Raw genomic sequence first — 17,011 nt, 5'->3', positions numbered from 1 at the left:
CATGTCCGACGGGTCCTCGTTCAGCATCACCACGCCGATCTTCTACGTGAACGACGTGCCCCACATCGGGCACGCCTACACCGAGGTCGCCGCGGACGTCCTCGCGCGCTGGCACCGGCAGCGCGGCGACGACACGTGGCTGCTCACCGGCACCGACGAGCACGGGCAGAAGATCCTGCGGACGGCCTCGGCCAACGACGTGACGCCCAAGGAATGGGCCGACCGGCTCGTGACCGAGGCGTGGAAGCCGCTCCTCGACACCGTCGACGTGGCGAACGACGACTTCATCCGCACCACGGACGAGCGCCACGAGCGCGGCGTGACGGCGTTCCTGCAGAAGCTGTACGACGACGGCTACATCTACGCGGGCGAGTTCGAGGGCTTCTACTGCGTGGGCTGCGAGGAGTACAAGCAGCCGAGCGACCTCGTCCCCGGCACCGGTGCGTACGAGGGGCAGCAGGTCTGCGCGATCCACTCGATCCCGGTCGAGGTGCTGTCCGAGCGCAACTACTTCTTCCGGATGTCCGACTTCGAGCAGCGCCTGCTCGACCTGTACGAGTCGAACCCGCTGTTCATCCAGCCGGAGAGCGTCCGCAACGAGATCATCTCGTTCGTCAAGCAGGGTCTGCGCGACCTGTCGATCTCGCGGTCGAGCTTCGACTGGGGCATCCAGATCCCGTGGGACCACGACCACGTCCTCTACGTGTGGTTCGACGCCCTGCTCAACTACGTCACGGCGCTCGGGTACGGCACCGACGACGACGAGGCCTTCCAGCGCCTCTGGCCGAGCGTGCACATCGTCGGCAAGGACATCGCCCGGTTCCACGCGGTGATCTGGCCGGCGATGCTCATGGCCGCCGGGCTGCCCGTCCCCGAGCGGGTGTTCGGCCACGGCTGGCTGCTCGTCGGCGGCGAGAAGATGTCGAAGTCGAAGCTGACCGGCATCGCGCCGTCGGAGATCACCGACACGTTCGGGTCCGACGCCTTCCGCTACTACTTCCTCCGTGCCATCACCTTCGGGCAGGACGGCAACTTCAGCTGGGAGGACATCTCCGCCCGCTACCAGGCCGAGCTCGCGAACGGCTTCGGCAACCTCGCCTCCCGCCTCGTCGCGATGCTGCAGAAGTACTTCGACGGTGCGGTGCCCGAGCGTGGGTCGCTGACCTCGTCCGACGAAGCGATCGACGCGCTCGCGGTCTCCGTCACCGAGCGCGCCGACGCCGCCATCGCCGCGTTCGCCCCGCACGAGGCCATCGCCGCGGTGTGGGAGCTCGTCGACGCGCTGAACGGGTACATCACCGAGCACCAGCCGTGGGCGCTGGCGAAGGACGACGCGCAGCGCGAGCGGCTCGGCACCGTCCTGACCACCGCGCTCCGTGGGCTCGGCACCGTCGCCGTCCTGCTCTCGCCGGTCATGCCGAAGGCGACCGAGAAGCTCTGGGCCTCGATCGGTGCCGGCGGATCGATCGCCGAGCAGCGGGTGGACCGTGCGTGGGAGTGGCAGGGTGCCTCGACCGTGGTCCCGCTCGAGTCCGGGTTGTTCCCGCGCATCGAGCAGTCGGAGCAGGGCGCAGCGTGACCGACGCCCACCTCCGCGCCCGTGGTGACGGCGACGGGTCCAAGCGGGACCTGACCTACCCGCCCCTGCCCGAGGCGCTCGTCGTCCCGGTCTACGACAACCACACCCACATGGAGATCGCCGACGGCGGCGACGGCGCGCTGGACTACCGGGAACACCTCGACCGCGCGTCGAGCGTCGGTGTCCGCGGTGTCGTGCAGGTCGGCACCGACCTGGCCACCTCGGAGTGGTCGGCGGCCATCGCCGCACGGGAACCCCGGGTCCTCGCCGCGGTGGCGCTGCACCCGAACGAGGCGCCGTCGCTGCAGGAACAGGGTCTGCTCGACGAGCACCTCGCCGGCATCGAACGGCTCGCGGCACTGCCCCGGGTCCGGGCGATCGGCGAGACCGGTCTCGACTTCTTCCGCACCGGCGAGGACGGCCGCGACGCCCAGGTCCGCTCGTTCGAGGAGCACATCCGCATCGCCAAGGCGCACGACCTCGCGCTGACGATCCACGACCGCGACGCGCACGACGCCGTGGTCGAGGTCCTCGACCGTGTCGGCGCTCCCGAGAAGACCGTGTTCCACTGCTTCTCCGGCGGCCCCGACCTCGCCCGGCTCTGCGCGGAGCGCGGCTGGTACATGTCGTTCGCCGGCACCGTGACGTTCAAGAACGCGGCCCCCCTGCGTGCCGCGCTCGAGGTCGCGCCCCGTCACCTGATCATGGTCGAGACCGACGCCCCGTACCTCACGCCGACGCCGTTCCGCGGTCGCCCGAACGCGCCGTACCTCATCCCGCTCACCCTCCGGTCGATGGCCGAGACCCTCGGGACCGACGCCTCGATGCTCGCGGCGCAGATCGCCTCGAACACCGAGCTCGTCTACGGCGCGTGGGACGCCGAGCCCGTGACGGTGGAGCAGTAGTGGCGTCGCTCCTCGGCCCGGCGGAGATCCGGGACCTCGCGGCCCAGCTCGACGTCACGCCGACGAAGAAGCTCGGCCAGAACTTCGTGCACGACGCGAACACGGTCCGTCGCATCGTGGCGTCCGGTCGGGTCACCGCCGACTCGAAGGTGCTCGAGATCGGTCCCGGTCTCGGCTCGCTGACGCTCGGGTTGACCGAGACGGGCGCGTCCGTCACCGCGGTGGAGATCGACGGCCGGCTCGCCGCCCAGCTGCCGACCACGGTCGCCACGATGCAACCGGCGGCCCGGCTCGAGGTCATCCACCAGGACGCCCTCACCGTCGCCGCGACGGACCTGCCCGAGGCGCCCACGCACGTCGTCGCGAACCTGCCCTACAACGTCTCCGTCCCGGTGCTGCTCCACCTGCTGGCGACCTTCCCGTCGATCGAACGGGCGCTCGTCATGGTGCAGGCCGAGGTCGGCTACCGCATCGCCGCGGGCCCCGGCAGCAAGGTCTACGGGGCGCCGAGCGTGAAGGCCGCCTGGTACGGGTCGTGGTCGATCGCCGGACAGGTCAGCCGGCAGGTGTTCTGGCCGGTGCCGAACGTCGACAGCGTCCTCGTCGGGTTCGACCGGCACGACCCGCCCGGGGACGAAGCACTGCGGGCGCAGGTCTTCGCGCTCGTCGACGGGGCGTTCCAGCAGCGGCGGAAGATGCTCCGCCAGAGCCTCTCCGGTGTCCTCGGCAGCAGTGCCCGGGCGTCGGAACTCCTCACCGCCGGTGGGGTCGACCCGACGGCTCGGGGCGAGATGCTCAGCGCCGACGACTTCGTGCGCCTCGGCCGGACGGTCCTCGCCGCGGCGGAGTGACCCCGGCGGCCGCGTCCGCCGTCGTGCGCCAGTGTCCGGGGCGCTGGAACCCCTCCGGCAGGACCGTGGCCGCGTCGCCCCGTGCCGCGTTGACCTGCATCTGCGTGAGGAACACCGCGCCGCGGAGATCGGTGCCGCGCAGGTCCGCGTCGCGGAGGTCCACGCCGAGCAGCTCGCAACGGTCCAACCGGGCGCCCCGGAGGTCCGCCGCGATGGCGAGCGACCCGCACAGCGTCGCCCCGCGCAGGTCGGCCCCGCGCAGGTCCGCGCCGACGAGGTCCGTCCCCGGACCGACCCGCTGGTCGTAGGCACCGACCGGACCCTGCCGACGCGCGATCGCACTCGCCTCGAGCAGGAGCGGACGGGCACGGTCGTACTCCGCGTCGACGTCGAGGGTGGTGAGGTCCTCCGGCGTCCCATCGCTCAGCAGACGGACGCGCTCGAAGGCCGTGACCCAGGAGGTCTCGTCGTGTGTCGCTCGCACGAGGGTGATCGCCTCGTCGAGGTACCGCAGGAGGTCGTGGAGTCGTCGGACGATCGGGAACGTGGCGAACATGGAGCGCCGCGTCTCGGGGTCGTCGCGCCACGAGCGGCCCGCGAAGGTGTGCCGGGAGACCTTCTGCCCGGCCCCCGAGCAGTCGAACACCGTGCAGCCGGAGAAGCCCCGCTCACGCAGGTGCGGGTGGATCCGGCAGCCGTCCGCGTCGTCGAGGTTCGTGCACGGGTCGCCGGCGTCCTTGTCGAACGGGAAGTCCGCGGACTTCGTGAACGCCAGGGCGACGCAGCACAGGCCGAAGCAGTTCGCGCAGTCGGCGCCAAGGTCCTCTCGTCGCCCCAGCTCGACGCGCGTCCGCGTCGCCATCAGTGGTCGTTGACCCGGACGACCGTCCCACCGGTCAGCGACAGCAACTGCTCGAAGGTCAGGGGGAGCACGCTGTTCGCGGTCCCGGCCGCAGACCAGACCGTGTCGTACTCGCGGAGCGCCTCGTCCACCACCGTGCGGATCGGGGCCGGGTGCCCGACGGGGGAGACGCCGCCGATCGGCTGCCCGGTGATCTCGCGGACCTGCTTCGCGGTGGCCATGGTGAGCTCGGTCGCGTCGATCTGGGCGGCGAGCAGGTCGGTGTCGACCCGGTGCCGGCCGGACGTCATCGCGAGCAGGGGTTCCCCGTCGGCCAGGAACAGCAGGCTGCTCGCGATCGCTCCCGGTTCGGTGCCGAGCGCGGCGGCGGCCTGCGCGGCGCTGTGGGTCGAGTCGGGGAGTTCCCGGGCGGTCGCGTCGATGCCGGCTTCGGCGACGATGCGCTGGACGGTGGCGAGGCGGTCGTTCATCACCGTCCATCCTCGTGGGAAGCGGTGTCGAGCGCGAGCACCTGCCCTGAAGTCATGGAAATCCAACATGTTTGCAGACCGGCTCCGTGCCCGCCTACGGTCGTCCCGACGAACCGAAGGAGACACCATGACCAGCACCCGTCGTCCGCATTTCGCGCATCGCACGCTCACTCCTGCTGAGATCGAAGCACGTCGCACCCGACCGACCGGCACCCCGGCGGAACGCGCACAACGGGTCCGCGAGATCCTCAGCACGTCGACCTTCACGATCGCTCCCCGTCCCACTCGTCACACCTGGCGGGGTGTCTGAGGACATGCCGCTGGAGTTCGCTCCGATCGACGAGCCGTACCGTGTCTTCCCGATGGAGGACGTGGCACGGATGCCCGCTGCGGTGGTGCTCGAGCGGAGCTTCGTCGTCGCCGCACTCGAGCGCAGCGCTCCTGGGCACGACTCGGCCGCCGGCTTCCTCGAACGGATGGTGCTGGCGGACACGACGCTGTTCTTCAACGACGTCCTCGAGCTCCAGCTCCAGGACGCTGCCTTCGACCTCGCCCTCCGAGAAGTCCGTCTCACGGGGACACGCTCCCAGGCATCCGTCTCGGAGCTGGCGCGCGCGATGCTCGCCCGGTGGCAGGCGCTGATCGCAATGACGGACGCCGTGTACGTGGAGCTCACACCGCTGCTCGAGGACGTCATGTACTACCGCGAGCGCTTCGGTCTCCCCGCCCTCGACTCGGTCCAGGCGGCGATGGTGATGGCGTCCGGCGCGGACGGCATCGTGACCGTCGACCAGTCCTTCGGAGAGGTCGATCCCTCGCTGCTCCCGATCTTCACACCCCAGCAGTTCGTCCGTGGCACCCGAGCGCGTCGACGCTCGAGCGGCTGGACGAGTCCCTGACGAGATCACGAGCGTGATGCGATCGCACCGCCCCTACGATGGCGGCATGACCGACGGGACGGTGCGATCTAACGCGCAGGGGATGGCAGCCGACAACGTGCTCGCGGCGACCGGTCGCACGCCGGACGACTGGTACGCCCGCATCGATGAGATCGACGGACGGACGATCGGGCACGCCGCCATCGCCGCTTGGATCGTCGAACAGGGCGTCGAGCCGTGGTGGGCGCAGGGCGTCACGATCGGGTACGAGCAGGCGAGGGGCCTCCGGATCCCCGGGCAACGATCGGACGGCTCGTTCGCGGTGTCGGCGTCGCGCCAGGTGCCCGGGGAGCGCGAGACGGTGCTCGACGGGGTCGTGCCGGTCTGCACGACGGCGTTCGGGTTCGCCCCGACCTCGGAACGCCGGGGCGGGAAGCGGCCGTCGGCGCGGTGGACGTTCCCCGATCGCGAGTCGGTGCTGCTCACCACCGAGGACGGCTCCCGGGCGGGCACGGTCCGGATCGCCGTGCAGCGGGAACGGCTCACCGGACCGGACCGCATGCCCGACGCCAAGGCGGAGCTCCAGGACCTGCTCGCGGCACTCTGAACCGGGGTCCCGAACGGGGCACGTGCGGATCGACCGGATGGCCCTAGGCTTCGAGGGGTGTCTGCACCGCGTTCCCGTTCCGCACTCGTCCTCCTGCTCACGGCAGTGGTCGCGGGGTGCGCCATCGTGGTCTTCGCCGTGCTCGCGCTGCTCCGGGATCCGTCCGACGACGCCGCGTGGGTGGCCGTCGTGCTGGGCGGGCTGTTCGTCGCATGGGGGATCACGTTCGACCGCCTCCCCGACGATGACGATGACGGCGACGGCGACGGCGACCACCACGACCACAGCCACGGCCAGGGCTGGACGCCCCGCCGCCTCAACGCCGCCCTGTCGACCGGCCTGGCGATGACGGGCGCGTACGTCGTGATCCGCGCGCTCGGCCGCCCGGTCGACACGGCGCTGGTCGGGGCCCTCGCGTGGCCGGCCTGGCGACTCGTCAACCGGTTCCTCGACGGCGTGATCCGACGGCGCGGAGCCCGCGGCGAGGCGGACGGCGCCACCGACTGAGCGAGGCGGACGGCGCCACCGCCGACCCGCCAGCGGAGGCCGGCGAGCCGGCACCCGCCAGCGGAGGACGGCGAGCCGCTCGTCAGTGCCGACGCGACGCCAGCGCCTCGATGAGTTGCTGCTGCGTCCCGTCCCGCTCCGACCACCGCAGCGGCAGCACGTTCTGCACCAGGATCTCCGGCGCGGCGCCGGCCTGCAGCAGCGACACCACCTCGTCGAGGAACGAGGACAGCGGCATCCCGCCGAAGTCGACGCCCTCGCCCATCAGGTCCGTGGCGACCGCCGGCGGCACGAGCTCGAGCACCGAGACGGGTGACTCGGTCAGCTGCTGGCGGAGCGACTGCGTGTACGAGTGCACCGCGGCCTTCGTGGCGCTGTAGGTCGGGGTCGCGGCAAGCGGTGTGTACGCCAGCCCCGACGACACGGTGACGATCGTCGACGCCGGACGACCGAGCAGGTGCGGCAGGAACGCGTCGATGAGGCGGATGGTGCCGAGCAGGTTCGTCTCGACGGTGGCGACGGCGTCGGCCAGGTGTTCCGACGATCGCAGGTCCTCGGCGCGCATGATGCCCGACATCGTGACGAGGGCGTCGAGCGACGGGTAGGCGTCGATGACGGAGGCGGCAGCGGCGGTGATCGACGCCGGGTCGGTGACGTCGAGCTCGACGGTGCCGAAGCCGTACTCGTCGTGCAGCGAGTCGAGCAGGGCGCGACGTCGGCCGCCGATGACGACGGTGCTGCCCGCTGCCTGCAGGCGCTGGGCCAGCCCGAGGCCGATGCCCGAGGTCGCGCCGGGGATGAAGACGGTCAAGTTCGTGATGTCCATGACGACCACGATCCACCCGCCCGACCGCCCGAACCAGAGCGCCGTCATCGGGGGACCGCCGATCCCTGGCACGGTCGCCGGGCCCGGTGCACGATGAAGGCATGGACCGCCCCGGGCTCGCCGACTTCCTCCGCCGCCGCCGCGAACTGCTGCGCCCCGAGGACGTCGGGCTCGGCTCCGGGCAGCGCCGCCGCACGCCGGGCCTCCGGCGCGAGGAGGTCGCCGCGCTGGCGGGGATGTCCGCCGACTACTACACGCGCCTCGAGCAGCAGCGCGGACCGCAGCCGTCCGAGCAGATGGTGGCGGCGATCGCCCGGGCGCTCCGCTGCAGCCTCGACGAGCGCGACCACCTGTTCCGCCTCGCCGGGCACAACGCGCCCGCTCGGGTCCACCGTTCCGACCACGTCGACCCCGCGATCCTCCGGGTGCTCGACCGCCTCGAGGACACCCCGGCGATCGTGGTGAACGACCTGGGGGAGACCCTCGTCGAGAACCGGCTCGGGGCCGCGCTCCTCGGCACGACCACGGGGTTGCCGGGCAACGAGCGGTACCAGCCGTGGCGCTGGTTCATGACGGGCTACGAACGGGCGAAGTACGCGCCGGAGGAGCACGAGCGGCTCGCCCGGGCACAGGTCGCCGCACTCCGCGCAGCGGTCGGCGCCGCGGGACCGACGGACACCCGGGCGGCGGAGCTCATCGCCGACCTCGAGGCGAACAGCGCGGACTTCCGAGCGCTGTGGTCCCTGCACGAGGTGGCGAGCCGGTGGGAGGACCACAAGACGTTCGTCCACCCCGAGCTCGGTCGCATCACCGTGGACTGCCAGGTGCTCCACACGACGAGCCAGACGCAGGCGCTGCTGCTCTTCACGGCACCGACGGGCAGCGAGGACGCGCAGAAGCTCGAGCTCCTCGGCGTCGTCGGCCAGCAGACCTTCGCCCGCTGACGGAGTAAACCCGCGTCACACACCTGGCGACTCCCGGCAGGCCGTGCCTAGGGTGGCGAGGTGAGCACTCCCCGCGTGTACGTCATCCACGAGAACCCCGAGTGGTTCCCGCCGCTCGCCGCTGCCTTCGAGGCCGAGGGTGTCCCCGTCGAGGAGATCCTCCTCACCGAGGGACAGATCGACCTCGCAGCCGACCCCGAACCGGGCGTGTACTGGTCGCGGATGTCGGCGAGCTCCCACACACGCGGGCACGAGCACTCGAAGGAGTACACCCGCGCAGTCCTCGGCTGGCTCGAGCGCGCCGGTCGACCGGTCGTCGGCGGCAGCCACGTCCTCGAGCTCGAGGTCTCGAAGGTCGCCCAGCACGGACTGCTCCGGAACGCCGGGTTCGACGTGCCCCGCACCACGGCCGTCTTCGGGCGCACGACGCTCAAGCAGGCGGCCCACGACTTCACCGGCGGCCAGGACGTCCCGTTCATCACGAAGCACAACCAGGGCGGCAAGGGCCTCGGCGTCCGCCGGTTCGACTCGCTCGCCGAGTTCGACGCCTACGTCGACAGCCCGGAGTTCGAGGAGCCCGTCGACGGCATCACCCTGCTGCAGGAGTACCTCACGGCCCGCGAGCCGTTCATCACGCGCGTCGAGTTCGTCGGCGGCGAGTTCGTCTACGCCGTCCGCGTCGACACGAGCGCCGGCAGCTTCGAGCTGTGCCCGGCCGACGCGTGCGAGGTCCCCCAGGTCATCGCGGGAGCAGTCTGCGACGTGCCGGGAGCCGAACAGCCGAGCGCGTTCAGCGTCCGCACGGAGGTCACCGCCGAGCACCCGCTCGTCCAGCAGCTCCGCGGGTTCCTCGCCGAGCAGCGCATCCAGATCGCGGGCGTCGAGTTCATGGAGACGACGGACGGTCGCACGGTCGTCTACGACATCAACACGAACACGAACTACAACCCCGCCGTCGAGGAGACCGCGCCGGCCTCCGGCCCGCGCTCCATCGCACGGTACCTCGGTGGCCTGCTGGAGACGCAGTACGCGGCGCAGCTCACGGCCTGAGAACGCAAGATCCACCGGACTGGAGGCGCGGTGCGGGCCCGCCCCGCGCCTCCAGTCCGTCCCTCCCCACCTCCCCAAGGAACTCACCCCGTGCGATTCGGATACTGGACCCCGCTCTTCGGCGGCTGGCTGCGCAACGTCGACAACGAGAACATGCCGGTCACCTTCGACTACGTGAAGCGGTTGGCGCAGCGCGCCGAGCGGATCGGCTTCGACCTGACGCTCGTGCCGGAGCTCAACCTCAACGACATCAAGGGCACGGCCGCGCCCTCGCTGGAGGCCTGGTCGCTCGCCGCGGCCCTCGCGGCGACGACCGAGCGCCTCGAGATCATGGCGGCGATGCGTCCCGGGTACCACCTGCCCGCGGTGACGGCGAAGCAGGCGGCGACGATCGACGACATCTCGTGCGGCCGGTTCACGTTCAACGTGGTGAGCGCGTGGTGGGCGGAAGAGGCCAAGCAGTACGGCGGCATCTTCTCGGAGCACGACGACCGGTACAAGCGCACGGCGGAGTTCGTCGAGATCATGAAGGGGCTCTGGCGGGAGACGCCGTACTCCTTCCACGGCGAGTACTACGACATCGAGAACAGCCACCTCGAGCCGAAGCCCCGGGTCACCCCGCGCATCTACGCCGGCGGCGAGAGCGAGGCCGGCAAGGCGGCGATCACCGGGTACGCCGACGCCTACGTGACCCACGGCGGCACCGTCGAGGAGCTCCGGACGAAGATCGCCGAGATGAAGGAACGCCGTGTCGACGCGGGGCTGCCGCCGTTCGAGGCGTTCGGCATGGCCGCCTACGTCATCGTCCGCGAGACGGAGGAGGAGGCGCAGGCCGAGCTCGCCCGGATCACGGACGTGCAGCACGGCAGGGCCTACGAGTCGTACCAGGACTTCATCTCGAAGTCGCAGCTCGAGCACGTGCCGTCGCTCGAGGACTACTCGGTGTCGAACCGTGGGCTCCGCCCCGGGTTCGTGGGGACGCCGGAGCAGGTGGCCGCGCGGATCCGCGAGTTCGAGGACGCCGGGGTGGACACGCTGCTGCTGCAGTTCTCGCCGCAGCTCGAGGAGATGGACCGGTTCGGCGAGCAGGTCATCCCGCTCGTCCGGCCGTCCGTGGCCGCGCCGTCCGGGGCGGTCGTCTGATGGGCGACGCCTCCGACGGCACCGAGGCCGGCTGGGCCTTCGAGACCCGGCAGATCCGTGCCGGCTTCCGGGCGGACCCCGGGTTCGGTGCCAACGTGCCGCCGATCGCGCAGAGCGCCGCGTTCGTGTACCCGTCGGGTGAGGACGCGGCCGACCGGTTCATGCTCAACGCGCCCGGTCACACGTACTCGCGGGTGAACAACCCGTCGGCTGCGGCGCTCGAGCGGCGCATCGCCGACCTCGAAGGCGGTGTCGGCGCCCTCGCGCTCGCGTCCGGGCAGGCTGCGACCTCGCTCGCCGTCCTCGGCCTGGCCCGCGCCGGAGACCACATCGTGTCGAGTGCGTCGCTCTACGGCGCGACCTACACGCTCTTCGCCTCCACCCTGGGCGACCTCGGCATCGCGTTCACGTTCGTGCAGGACCCGACCGACCTCGACGAGTGGGCAGCGGCGGTCCGTCCGGAGACGAAGGCGTTCTTCGGCGAGTCGATCCCGAACCCGCGCGGCGACGTCCTCGACTTCGCGGGGGTGGCCGGTGTCGCGCACGAGCACGGCGTGCCGCTCATCGTCGACAACACCATCGCCACGCCGTACCTCGTCCGGCCGATCGAGCACGGTGCGGACATCGTCGTGCACTCGGCGACGAAGTACCTCGCCGGGCACGGCAGCGCCATCGCCGGGCTCATCGTCGACAGCGGGAACTTCGACTGGGCGGCGCACGCCGAGCGGTACCCGCAGCTCGCCACGACCGAGCAGTCCGGGTTCGCGAACACGAACTTCGCGGCGAAGTTCGGGCGGCGCGCCTTCATCCAGCGCACCCGCTCGAAGCTCTCCGCCGACCTCGGGCCGGCGATCGCACCGTTCAACGCCTTCCTCGTGCTGCAGGGCATCCAGACCCTGTCGCTCCGGATGGACCGGCACGTGTCGAACGCGGCCGCGGTGGCGACGTGGCTCGATGCGCACGACCAGGTGCTCGGCGTGCACTACGCCGGGCTGCCGTCGTCGCCGTGGCACGAACTCGCCCAGCGGTACGTGCCGGCGGGTCCGTCGGCGGTGCTCGCGTTCGACCTCGACGGCGGGGTCGACGCCGGGCGGCGGTTCGTCGCGGCGCTCGAGCTGTTCGACCACGTGTCGAACATCGGTGACGTGCGCTCGCTCGTCGTGCACCCGGCGTCGACGACCCACGTGCAGATGACCTCGGCGGAGCGGGCGGCCGCGGGGGTCGGGGACGGGCTGATCCGGCTGTCCATCGGACTCGAGCACGTGGACGACATCCTCGCGGACCTCGCGCGCGGCTTCGCGGCTGCGTCGGGATAGGTTGGGGGCATGACCACGCTGGCCGCACCGACCCGTGTGCGGACGCGCGCCCCCGGGAAGATCAACGTCTACCTGTCGGTGGGGGCCCTGCAGGACGACGGGTACCACGACGTGGCGACGGCGTACCAGGCGGTCTCGTTGTACGAGGACGTCTCGGCCGAGCCGGCGGACGACTTCTCGGTGACCTTCACCGGGCCGATCGACACCCGGTCGGTCCCGGTCGACGAGTCGAACCTCGCGATCCGGGCCGCGCGCCTCGTGGCCGACGCCGCCGGGTACCGCGGGGGCGTCCGGCTCACCATCGACAAGCAGGTCCCGGTCGCCGGTGGGATGGGCGGTGGATCGGCCGACGCCGCAGCGACCCTGCTCGCCGTCGACACGCTGTGGGGGACCGCGCTCGGGCGTGAGGAACTGCTGCGTCTCGCCGCGCAGCTCGGCGCCGACGTGCCCTTCGCCTTCGCGGGCGGGACCGCGGTCGGGACCGGGCGCGGCGACGAGCTGAGCCCGGCGCTGGCCAAGGGCGAGTTCCACTGGGTGCTCGCCCTGAGCGACGCCGGCCTCTCGACGCCCGCCGTGTACCGGGCGCTCGACGAACACCGTGAGCGGTACCGTGCGGACATCGCGCCGGCACCCACCACGCCCGTGGTCGAGGCGAACGTGCTGCAGGCCCTCCGCGCCGGCGATCCCGACCTGCTCGCGGACTGCCTGCACAACGACCTGCAGGCCCCGGCGATGCGCCTCCAGCCCGCGCTCGCGACGACGCTCGAGATCGGGGAGAAGGCCGGTGCCCTCGCCGGACTGGTGTCGGGCAGCGGGCCGACGGTGGCGTTCCTCGTCGCCGACCGCGATGCCGCGCTCGAGGTGCAGGTCGAGCTCAGCGCCGCCGGCATGGTCGCGGTGCGTGCCGCCGGACCGGTGCACGGCGCCCGCGTCCTGCACTGACAGCGGGCCCGGTCGGTCGGTCAGTTCCGGACGTACTCCGTGATGACGACCGTGCCGGTCTTCCAGTGCTCCTTCGCGGTGAAACCGTGCTCCGCGAGCACCGCGGCGGTCTCCGGCTCGATGTTGCGCGCCTTCACCGTCCCGCCGACGAACCACACCGTGTCGATGTCGCCCAGGCGGCTCGGGATCGTCGTCTCGAGGTCCCCGGTCTGGTTCCACAGGACACCGGACTCGGCTCCGACCTTGCGCACGCCGAGGTCCGTCATGCCCGCGAACGCCGACGGGTAGGAGACGCGGATGACGTCGGCGGTGGTGCCGGGGTGCCCGTAGACGCTGCCGAACACGACACCCTCGTCGGCGTCGGCGCGGTTGGTGCTCCGCTCGGTGGCGATGATCGAGGCGGCACGGGCCCAGGTCGAGTCCTGCTTCGCGAGCGGCTCCTTCACGGCCACGGCCGTCGGCACCGACAGCACGAGGACGGCGGCCACGGCTGCGGCGAGCAGCGCCTTCGGCCGGACCAGCGTCAGGGCGAGGGCGATGAGCAGCGCGACGAACGGCAGGCTCAGCGTGGCGTACTTCGGGGAGTACAGGTGCTTCCCCATCGCCGTGGCGAGGACGAGCGCGGCCGTGGGGATGACGACGAGCGGCACGGCGACGCGGACCGCCTGCGCGCGGACGAGCGACCGGACCGTGGCGGAGCGCCGGTGCGCCTCGACGAGGGCGAACACCGTGCCGACGAGCATGAGCGCCCACGCGCCCGCGGCGTACACGTCGACGCCGCCGAACCAGGCCGTGGCGAACACCTGCACGCCCGTACGTTCGCCGATGCCGGCGATCCACGCGACCTGCTTCGACTGCGAGGCGACCTCGACGACGAGCGGCGAGACGGCCACGGCGGCGAAGGCGGCTGCGACGGCCCAGCGGACCAGGACCCCGCGCGTCACGAGCGCCGGACCCAGGTCGTGGCCGCGGCGGGACACCGTGGCGCGACGGACGGCCGCGCGGCGGGCGACCAGCGTCCACAGCAGGGTCACGGCGTGCGCGACGACTGCGAGCGAGAGGTAGACGTTGAAGGTCACCGAGACGAGTGCGAGTGCTCCGTAGGCCGCCCACCAGTGCAGGCTGCGACCTGTCCGGGTGCGGCGGACCGCGGTCAGGCCGACGAGGGTGAGGCAGACGGCCAGGGTCGTGATCGTGGCGTACGGCCGACCCTCGGACCCGGCCCACTGCACGCGGGGCAGCGCGAGGAACACGAGCCCGGCGGTGATGCCGAGGCGAAGTCCGCCGAGCCGGCGCCCGAGCGCGACGAGGAGCCCCGCCGCCACGCCGATGGCCAGGGCGCTCGGGAACCGCAGCGTGAACGGTGTGTACCCGACGAGCCAGAACCAGACGTGCATCAGCGAGTAGTAGAGCCCGTGCACGGCGTCGACGCTGTGCAGCTCGGCCCAGAGCTGCGGCCAGGTCCGCTGGGCGCTCGTGACCGTCGCGGCCTCGTCGTACCAGAGCGACGGGACCCAGGCGAAGGCGGCGCAGACGATCACGCCGAACGCGCCGACCGTCAACTCGGGCGTACGGACGACGGCGGTGCCGATGCTCGACACGAGGCCGCGGAACCAGGAGCGGGAGCGGGCACGGACCGGCGCGATCCCCGACGTTCGGGGGATGCTGATGGTGCCGGTCCGTGGTGCAGTCACGGTGAGGACGGTATCCGCGGCGGCTGGGCAGGTGCCCGGCGTCCCCGCAGTCCAGACTGAGAGTTCCACATACCGGTATCGTGCGGAGGACCATGACGAAGCTCCGCATCCGCGACGCCGCGCGGTACCTCGGCGTCAGCGACGACACCGTCCGGCGGATGGTCGACGCCGGGACCTTCACGCGGGGGACCGACCCCTCCGGACGGACCGTCGTGGACGGGCGGGAACTCGCGGCGTACATCCGCGGCACCGGCGGGCAGCTCGACGACCCGTCGGGGACGAAGAGCTCGGCGCGCAACCGGTTCGTCGGGATCGTCACCGACCTCGTGGTCGACGGCGTGATGGCGCAGGTGGAGCTGCAGAGCGGCCCGCACCGGGTCGTGTCGCTCATGAGCGCCGAGGCCGTCCGCGACCTCGGGCTCGAGGTCGGGACGGTCGCCGTCGCATCGGTCAAGGCGACGATGGTGTCGGTCGAGGTGCCGGCGGAACCGACGGACGCATGACCGACGACCGGCACCCGAGCGACGACCGCCGTCGGTTGCTGTCCCGCACCGCGGCGCTCCAGGGCGCGGGGGACCGGGCCGTCCGGGCGCTGTCCGAGGCGAGCGTCCTCGTCGTCGGCGCCGGTGGCCTCGGCGCGCCCGTGCTCACGTACCTGGCCGGGTCGGGGCTCCGCCGCGTCACCATCGTCGACCACGACGTCGTCGACACGTCCAACCTGGCACGGCAGACGCTCTTCGCCGCGGCGGACGTCGGGCGACCCAAGGCCGAGTGCGCAGCCGAGCGGGTGCGTGGCGTCGACCCGGAGCTCGAGGTCGTCGCACTCGCCGAGCCCTTCCACGCCGACCACGTCGCGGGCCACGACGTGGTCGTCGACGCCGCGGACAGCGTCGAGGTCACCCGGGCGATCTCGGACGCCTGCTCCACGGCCGGGGTCCCGTTCGTGTGGGGCACGGTCCTCGGCACCGACGGGCAGGTGTCCGTGTTCCACGACGCCGGGCCGGAGCCGATCGACTTCCACGACCTGCATCCGGACGCCCTGCCGGACGAGGGGTCCTGCGCGCTCGACGGCGTGCTGCCCGCGCTGTGCGGCGCCGTCGGCTCGGTGATGGCGGCCCAGGTGACCGCGCTCGTCGCCGGCATCGGGGAGCCGTTGACCGGCAGGGTGCTCACGGTCGACGCCCGGCGGTGGCGCTGGTCCGAGAGCACGCTGCGACGTGGCCCGGGCTCCCGGCGTCCGGTCCCCTCGGTGGACGAGGCCCCGCCCCGGATCGCCCCGGCGGCACTCGCCGCTCGACTCGACCGGACCACCGGCGGCAGCGGCGGACCCGTCCTCGTCGACGTCCGCACCCCGGCGGAACGCGCCACCGGGATCGTCGCCGGCAGCATCCCGCCGGACGACCTCGCCGCGGACGACGACCGACCCGTCGTCGTGGTGTGCGCCAGTGGCGTCCGCGCGACCGCCTGGGCACGCGCAGCCCGTGCCGCAGGTCGTGACGCGACGGTCCTCGACGGTGGGATCCAGGCCTGGGACCAGGAGGGCCTGCCGACGATCCGGCCCACAGTGACCGCAGATGCGGATACGATCGAGCGATGACGACGCATGTGCGGAACGCCGCCCTCTTGATCGCCGCGACCGCCCTCGTCGCCGTCGGCCTCGCCGGCTGCAGCACGGCCGACACGGCCGGCACGGCTGGCACGGCCGGCACGACGGACGCCACCGCCCCGAGCACCAGCGCGAGCAGCACGGCCGCCGCCCCGACGGGGAAGATCACCGTCTTCGCCGCGGCGTCCCTCCAGAAGACGTTCACGACCCTCGGCGAGCAGTACGAGGCCGCCCACCCGGGGACCACGATCACCTTCTCGTTCGCCGGCTCGAGCGACCTCGTCACGCAGATCCAGAACGGCGCCCCCGCCGACGTCTTCGCGTCCGCCGACGAGGCGAACATGGACAAGCTCGTGAAGACCGACATCGCCGCCGGTTCGCCGCGGGACTTCGCCACGAACGTCCTCGAGATCGCCGTGGCTCCCGGCAACCCGAAGGGGATCAAGGACCTCGACGACCTGACCGCCTCGGACGTGCAGCTCGTCACCTGCGCCACCCCGGTGCCGTGCGGTGCCGCGACCGCGAAGGTCGAGCAGGCCACCGGTGTCGACCTGCAGCCGGTCAGCGAGGAGCAGTCGGTGACCGACGTCCTCGGCAAGGTCGAGTCCGGCCAGGCGGACGCGGGACTCGTCTACGTGACCGACGTCGAGGGCGCAGGCGGCAAGGTCGACGGCGTCCGGTTCGACGCGGCGTCGAAGGCCGTGAACACCTACCCGATCGGTGTCCTGAAGGACGCGTCGAACCCCGACCTCGCGGCGGCGTTCACGGCGTACGTGCGTTCCGACGCCGGCCAGAAGGTGCTCGCCGACGCCGGCTTCGGAGCCCCCTGAG

The 17,011-nt window shown here is 72.0% G+C and carries 18 protein-coding genes; 14 read left to right on the top strand and 4 right to left on the bottom strand.

Going from position 1 to position 17,011, the window contains the following annotated elements:
* Position 1 precedes the first annotated feature (1 nt).
* The 3 genes from metG to rsmA are packed head-to-tail and all read left to right on the top strand — an operon-like array spanning position 2 to position 3,335.
* Entirely contained in the window at positions 2-1,579 is a 1,578-nt protein-coding gene (metG, locus tag WFH25_RS14415) for a methionine--tRNA ligase (protein ID WP_336698282.1), read from the top strand.
* Positions 1,576-2,484, top strand: coding sequence for a TatD family hydrolase (locus tag WFH25_RS14410; protein ID WP_092385956.1), 909 nt, complete (start codon positions 1,576-1,578; stop codon positions 2,482-2,484). The genes metG and WFH25_RS14410 overlap by 4 nt, the downstream gene beginning before the upstream one ends.
* A complete protein-coding gene (gene rsmA / locus WFH25_RS14405) occupies positions 2,484-3,335 on the top strand; it encodes a 16S rRNA (adenine(1518)-N(6)/adenine(1519)-N(6))-dimethyltransferase RsmA (protein ID WP_070418099.1) in 852 nt (283 codons plus the stop codon). The genes WFH25_RS14410 and rsmA overlap by 1 nt, the downstream gene beginning before the upstream one ends.
* Here rsmA and WFH25_RS14400 read toward each other — a convergent pair.
* Both WFH25_RS14400 and WFH25_RS14395 read right to left on the bottom strand, forming a co-directional pair.
* Positions 3,280-4,197, bottom strand: coding sequence for a pentapeptide repeat-containing protein (locus WFH25_RS14400; RefSeq protein ID WP_336698280.1), 918 nt, complete (start codon positions 4,195-4,197; stop codon positions 3,280-3,282). The two genes, rsmA and WFH25_RS14400, sit on opposite strands and share 56 nt — an antisense overlap.
* Positions 4,197-4,667, bottom strand: a complete 471-nt coding sequence (locus WFH25_RS14395; RefSeq protein WP_071296066.1) for a YbaK/EbsC family protein — start codon at positions 4,665-4,667, stop codon at positions 4,197-4,199. The genes WFH25_RS14400 and WFH25_RS14395 overlap by 1 nt, the downstream gene beginning before the upstream one ends.
* A gap of 302 nt (positions 4,668-4,969) precedes the next feature.
* Here WFH25_RS14395 and WFH25_RS14390 point away from each other — a divergent pair, with 302 nt between their 5' ends.
* From WFH25_RS14390 to WFH25_RS14380, 3 genes are read left to right on the top strand one after another with little or no spacing between them, the layout of a single operon-like run.
* Positions 4,970-5,566 (top strand): hypothetical protein, encoded by a 597-nt coding sequence (locus WFH25_RS14390; protein ID WP_336698279.1) that lies wholly within the window; start codon positions 4,970-4,972, stop codon positions 5,564-5,566.
* A gap of 46 nt (positions 5,567-5,612) precedes the next feature.
* Positions 5,613-6,152 (top strand): hypothetical protein, encoded by a 540-nt coding sequence (locus tag WFH25_RS14385; protein ID WP_336698278.1) that lies wholly within the window; start codon positions 5,613-5,615, stop codon positions 6,150-6,152.
* 57 nt (positions 6,153-6,209) lie between these two features.
* On the top strand, positions 6,210-6,659 hold the full coding sequence (locus WFH25_RS14380; RefSeq protein ID WP_336698277.1) for a hypothetical protein: 450 nt from the start codon (positions 6,210-6,212) through the stop codon (positions 6,657-6,659).
* 82 nt (positions 6,660-6,741) lie between these two features.
* Here WFH25_RS14380 and WFH25_RS14375 read toward each other — a convergent pair whose 3' ends face one another.
* Positions 6,742-7,485 (bottom strand): SDR family oxidoreductase, encoded by a 744-nt coding sequence (locus WFH25_RS14375; protein WP_336698276.1) that lies wholly within the window; start codon positions 7,483-7,485, stop codon positions 6,742-6,744.
* A gap of 101 nt (positions 7,486-7,586) precedes the next feature.
* Here WFH25_RS14375 and WFH25_RS14370 point away from each other — a divergent pair, with 101 nt between their 5' ends.
* The 5 genes from WFH25_RS14370 to WFH25_RS14350 all read left to right on the top strand — a co-directional run bounded on the left by WFH25_RS14370 (position 7,587) and on the right by WFH25_RS14350 (position 12,880).
* Positions 7,587-8,429: a helix-turn-helix transcriptional regulator gene (locus WFH25_RS14370; RefSeq protein WP_071296062.1), complete on the top strand. Its 843-nt coding sequence runs from the start codon at positions 7,587-7,589 to the stop codon at positions 8,427-8,429.
* 60 nt (positions 8,430-8,489) lie between these two features.
* Complete coding sequence (locus WFH25_RS14365) at positions 8,490-9,479, top strand: ATP-grasp domain-containing protein (RefSeq protein WP_336698275.1); 990 nt, start codon at positions 8,490-8,492, stop codon at positions 9,477-9,479.
* A 90-nt stretch (positions 9,480-9,569) separates the two neighbouring features.
* Positions 9,570-10,622 carry an LLM class flavin-dependent oxidoreductase gene (locus WFH25_RS14360; RefSeq protein ID WP_336698274.1) on the top strand — a complete coding sequence of 351 codons (1,053 nt, stop codon included), beginning with the start codon at positions 9,570-9,572 and terminating at the stop codon, positions 10,620-10,622.
* A complete protein-coding gene (locus WFH25_RS14355; RefSeq protein WP_070418108.1) occupies positions 10,622-11,938 on the top strand; it encodes an O-acetylhomoserine aminocarboxypropyltransferase/cysteine synthase family protein in 1,317 nt (438 codons plus the stop codon). Before WFH25_RS14360 ends, WFH25_RS14355 begins: the two co-directional genes overlap by 1 nt.
* Positions 11,939-11,947: 9 nt before the next feature.
* On the top strand, positions 11,948-12,880 hold the full coding sequence (locus tag WFH25_RS14350) for a 4-(cytidine 5'-diphospho)-2-C-methyl-D-erythritol kinase (protein ID WP_070418109.1): 933 nt from the start codon (positions 11,948-11,950) through the stop codon (positions 12,878-12,880).
* 20 nt (positions 12,881-12,900) lie between these two features.
* Here the strand turns inward: WFH25_RS14350 and WFH25_RS14345 are convergent, their stop codons facing one another.
* Entirely contained in the window at positions 12,901-14,574 is a 1,674-nt protein-coding gene (locus tag WFH25_RS14345) for a glycosyltransferase family 39 protein (protein ID WP_336698273.1), read from the bottom strand.
* Positions 14,575-14,666: 92 nt separating this feature from the next.
* Between WFH25_RS14345 and WFH25_RS14340 the strand changes: the two genes are divergently transcribed.
* From WFH25_RS14340 to modA, 3 genes are read left to right on the top strand one after another with little or no spacing between them, the layout of a single operon-like run.
* A complete protein-coding gene (locus WFH25_RS14340; RefSeq protein WP_336698272.1) occupies positions 14,667-15,077 on the top strand; it encodes a TOBE domain-containing protein in 411 nt (136 codons plus the stop codon).
* The gene (locus WFH25_RS14335; protein ID WP_336698271.1) at positions 15,074-16,171 is read left to right on the top strand and encodes a ThiF family adenylyltransferase; all 1,098 of its coding nucleotides are present in this window, start codon (positions 15,074-15,076) and stop codon (positions 16,169-16,171) included. The genes WFH25_RS14340 and WFH25_RS14335 overlap by 4 nt, the downstream gene beginning before the upstream one ends.
* Complete coding sequence (gene modA, locus WFH25_RS14330; protein WP_336698270.1) at positions 16,168-17,010, top strand: molybdate ABC transporter substrate-binding protein; 843 nt, start codon at positions 16,168-16,170, stop codon at positions 17,008-17,010. The genes WFH25_RS14335 and modA overlap by 4 nt, the downstream gene beginning before the upstream one ends.
* Position 17,011 lies beyond the last annotated feature (1 nt).

It is taken from the genome of Curtobacterium sp. USHLN213, from assembly GCF_037144815.1.
Taxonomy (GTDB): Bacteria; Actinomycetota; Actinomycetes; order Actinomycetales; family Microbacteriaceae; genus Curtobacterium.
This window is presented reverse-complemented; position numbering and strand designations above follow the sequence as displayed.

Bases quoted from the DNA above. Each gene is read 5' to 3' on its own strand.
- metG (WP_336698282.1), top strand. From the start codon at position 2: ATGTCCGACGGGTCCTCGTTCAGCATCACCACGCCGATCTTCTACGTG.
- WFH25_RS14400 (WP_336698280.1), bottom strand. From the start codon at position 4,197: ATGGCGACGCGGACGCGCGTCGAGCTGGGGCGACGAGAGGACCTTGGC.
- WFH25_RS14395 (WP_071296066.1), bottom strand. From the start codon at position 4,667: ATGAACGACCGCCTCGCCACCGTCCAGCGCATCGTCGCCGAAGCCGGC.
- WFH25_RS14385 (WP_336698278.1), top strand. From the start codon at position 5,613: ATGACCGACGGGACGGTGCGATCTAACGCGCAGGGGATGGCAGCCGAC.
- WFH25_RS14375 (WP_336698276.1), bottom strand. From the start codon at position 7,485: ATGGACATCACGAACTTGACCGTCTTCATCCCCGGCGCGACCTCGGGC.
- WFH25_RS14370 (WP_071296062.1), top strand. From the start codon at position 7,587: ATGGACCGCCCCGGGCTCGCCGACTTCCTCCGCCGCCGCCGCGAACTG.
- WFH25_RS14355 (WP_070418108.1), top strand. From the start codon at position 10,622: ATGGGCGACGCCTCCGACGGCACCGAGGCCGGCTGGGCCTTCGAGACC.
- WFH25_RS14350 (WP_070418109.1), top strand. From the start codon at position 11,948: ATGACCACGCTGGCCGCACCGACCCGTGTGCGGACGCGCGCCCCCGGG.
- WFH25_RS14340 (WP_336698272.1), top strand. From the start codon at position 14,667: ATGACGAAGCTCCGCATCCGCGACGCCGCGCGGTACCTCGGCGTCAGC.
- WFH25_RS14335 (WP_336698271.1), top strand. From the start codon at position 15,074: ATGACCGACGACCGGCACCCGAGCGACGACCGCCGTCGGTTGCTGTCC.
- modA (WP_336698270.1), top strand. From the start codon at position 16,168: ATGACGACGCATGTGCGGAACGCCGCCCTCTTGATCGCCGCGACCGCC.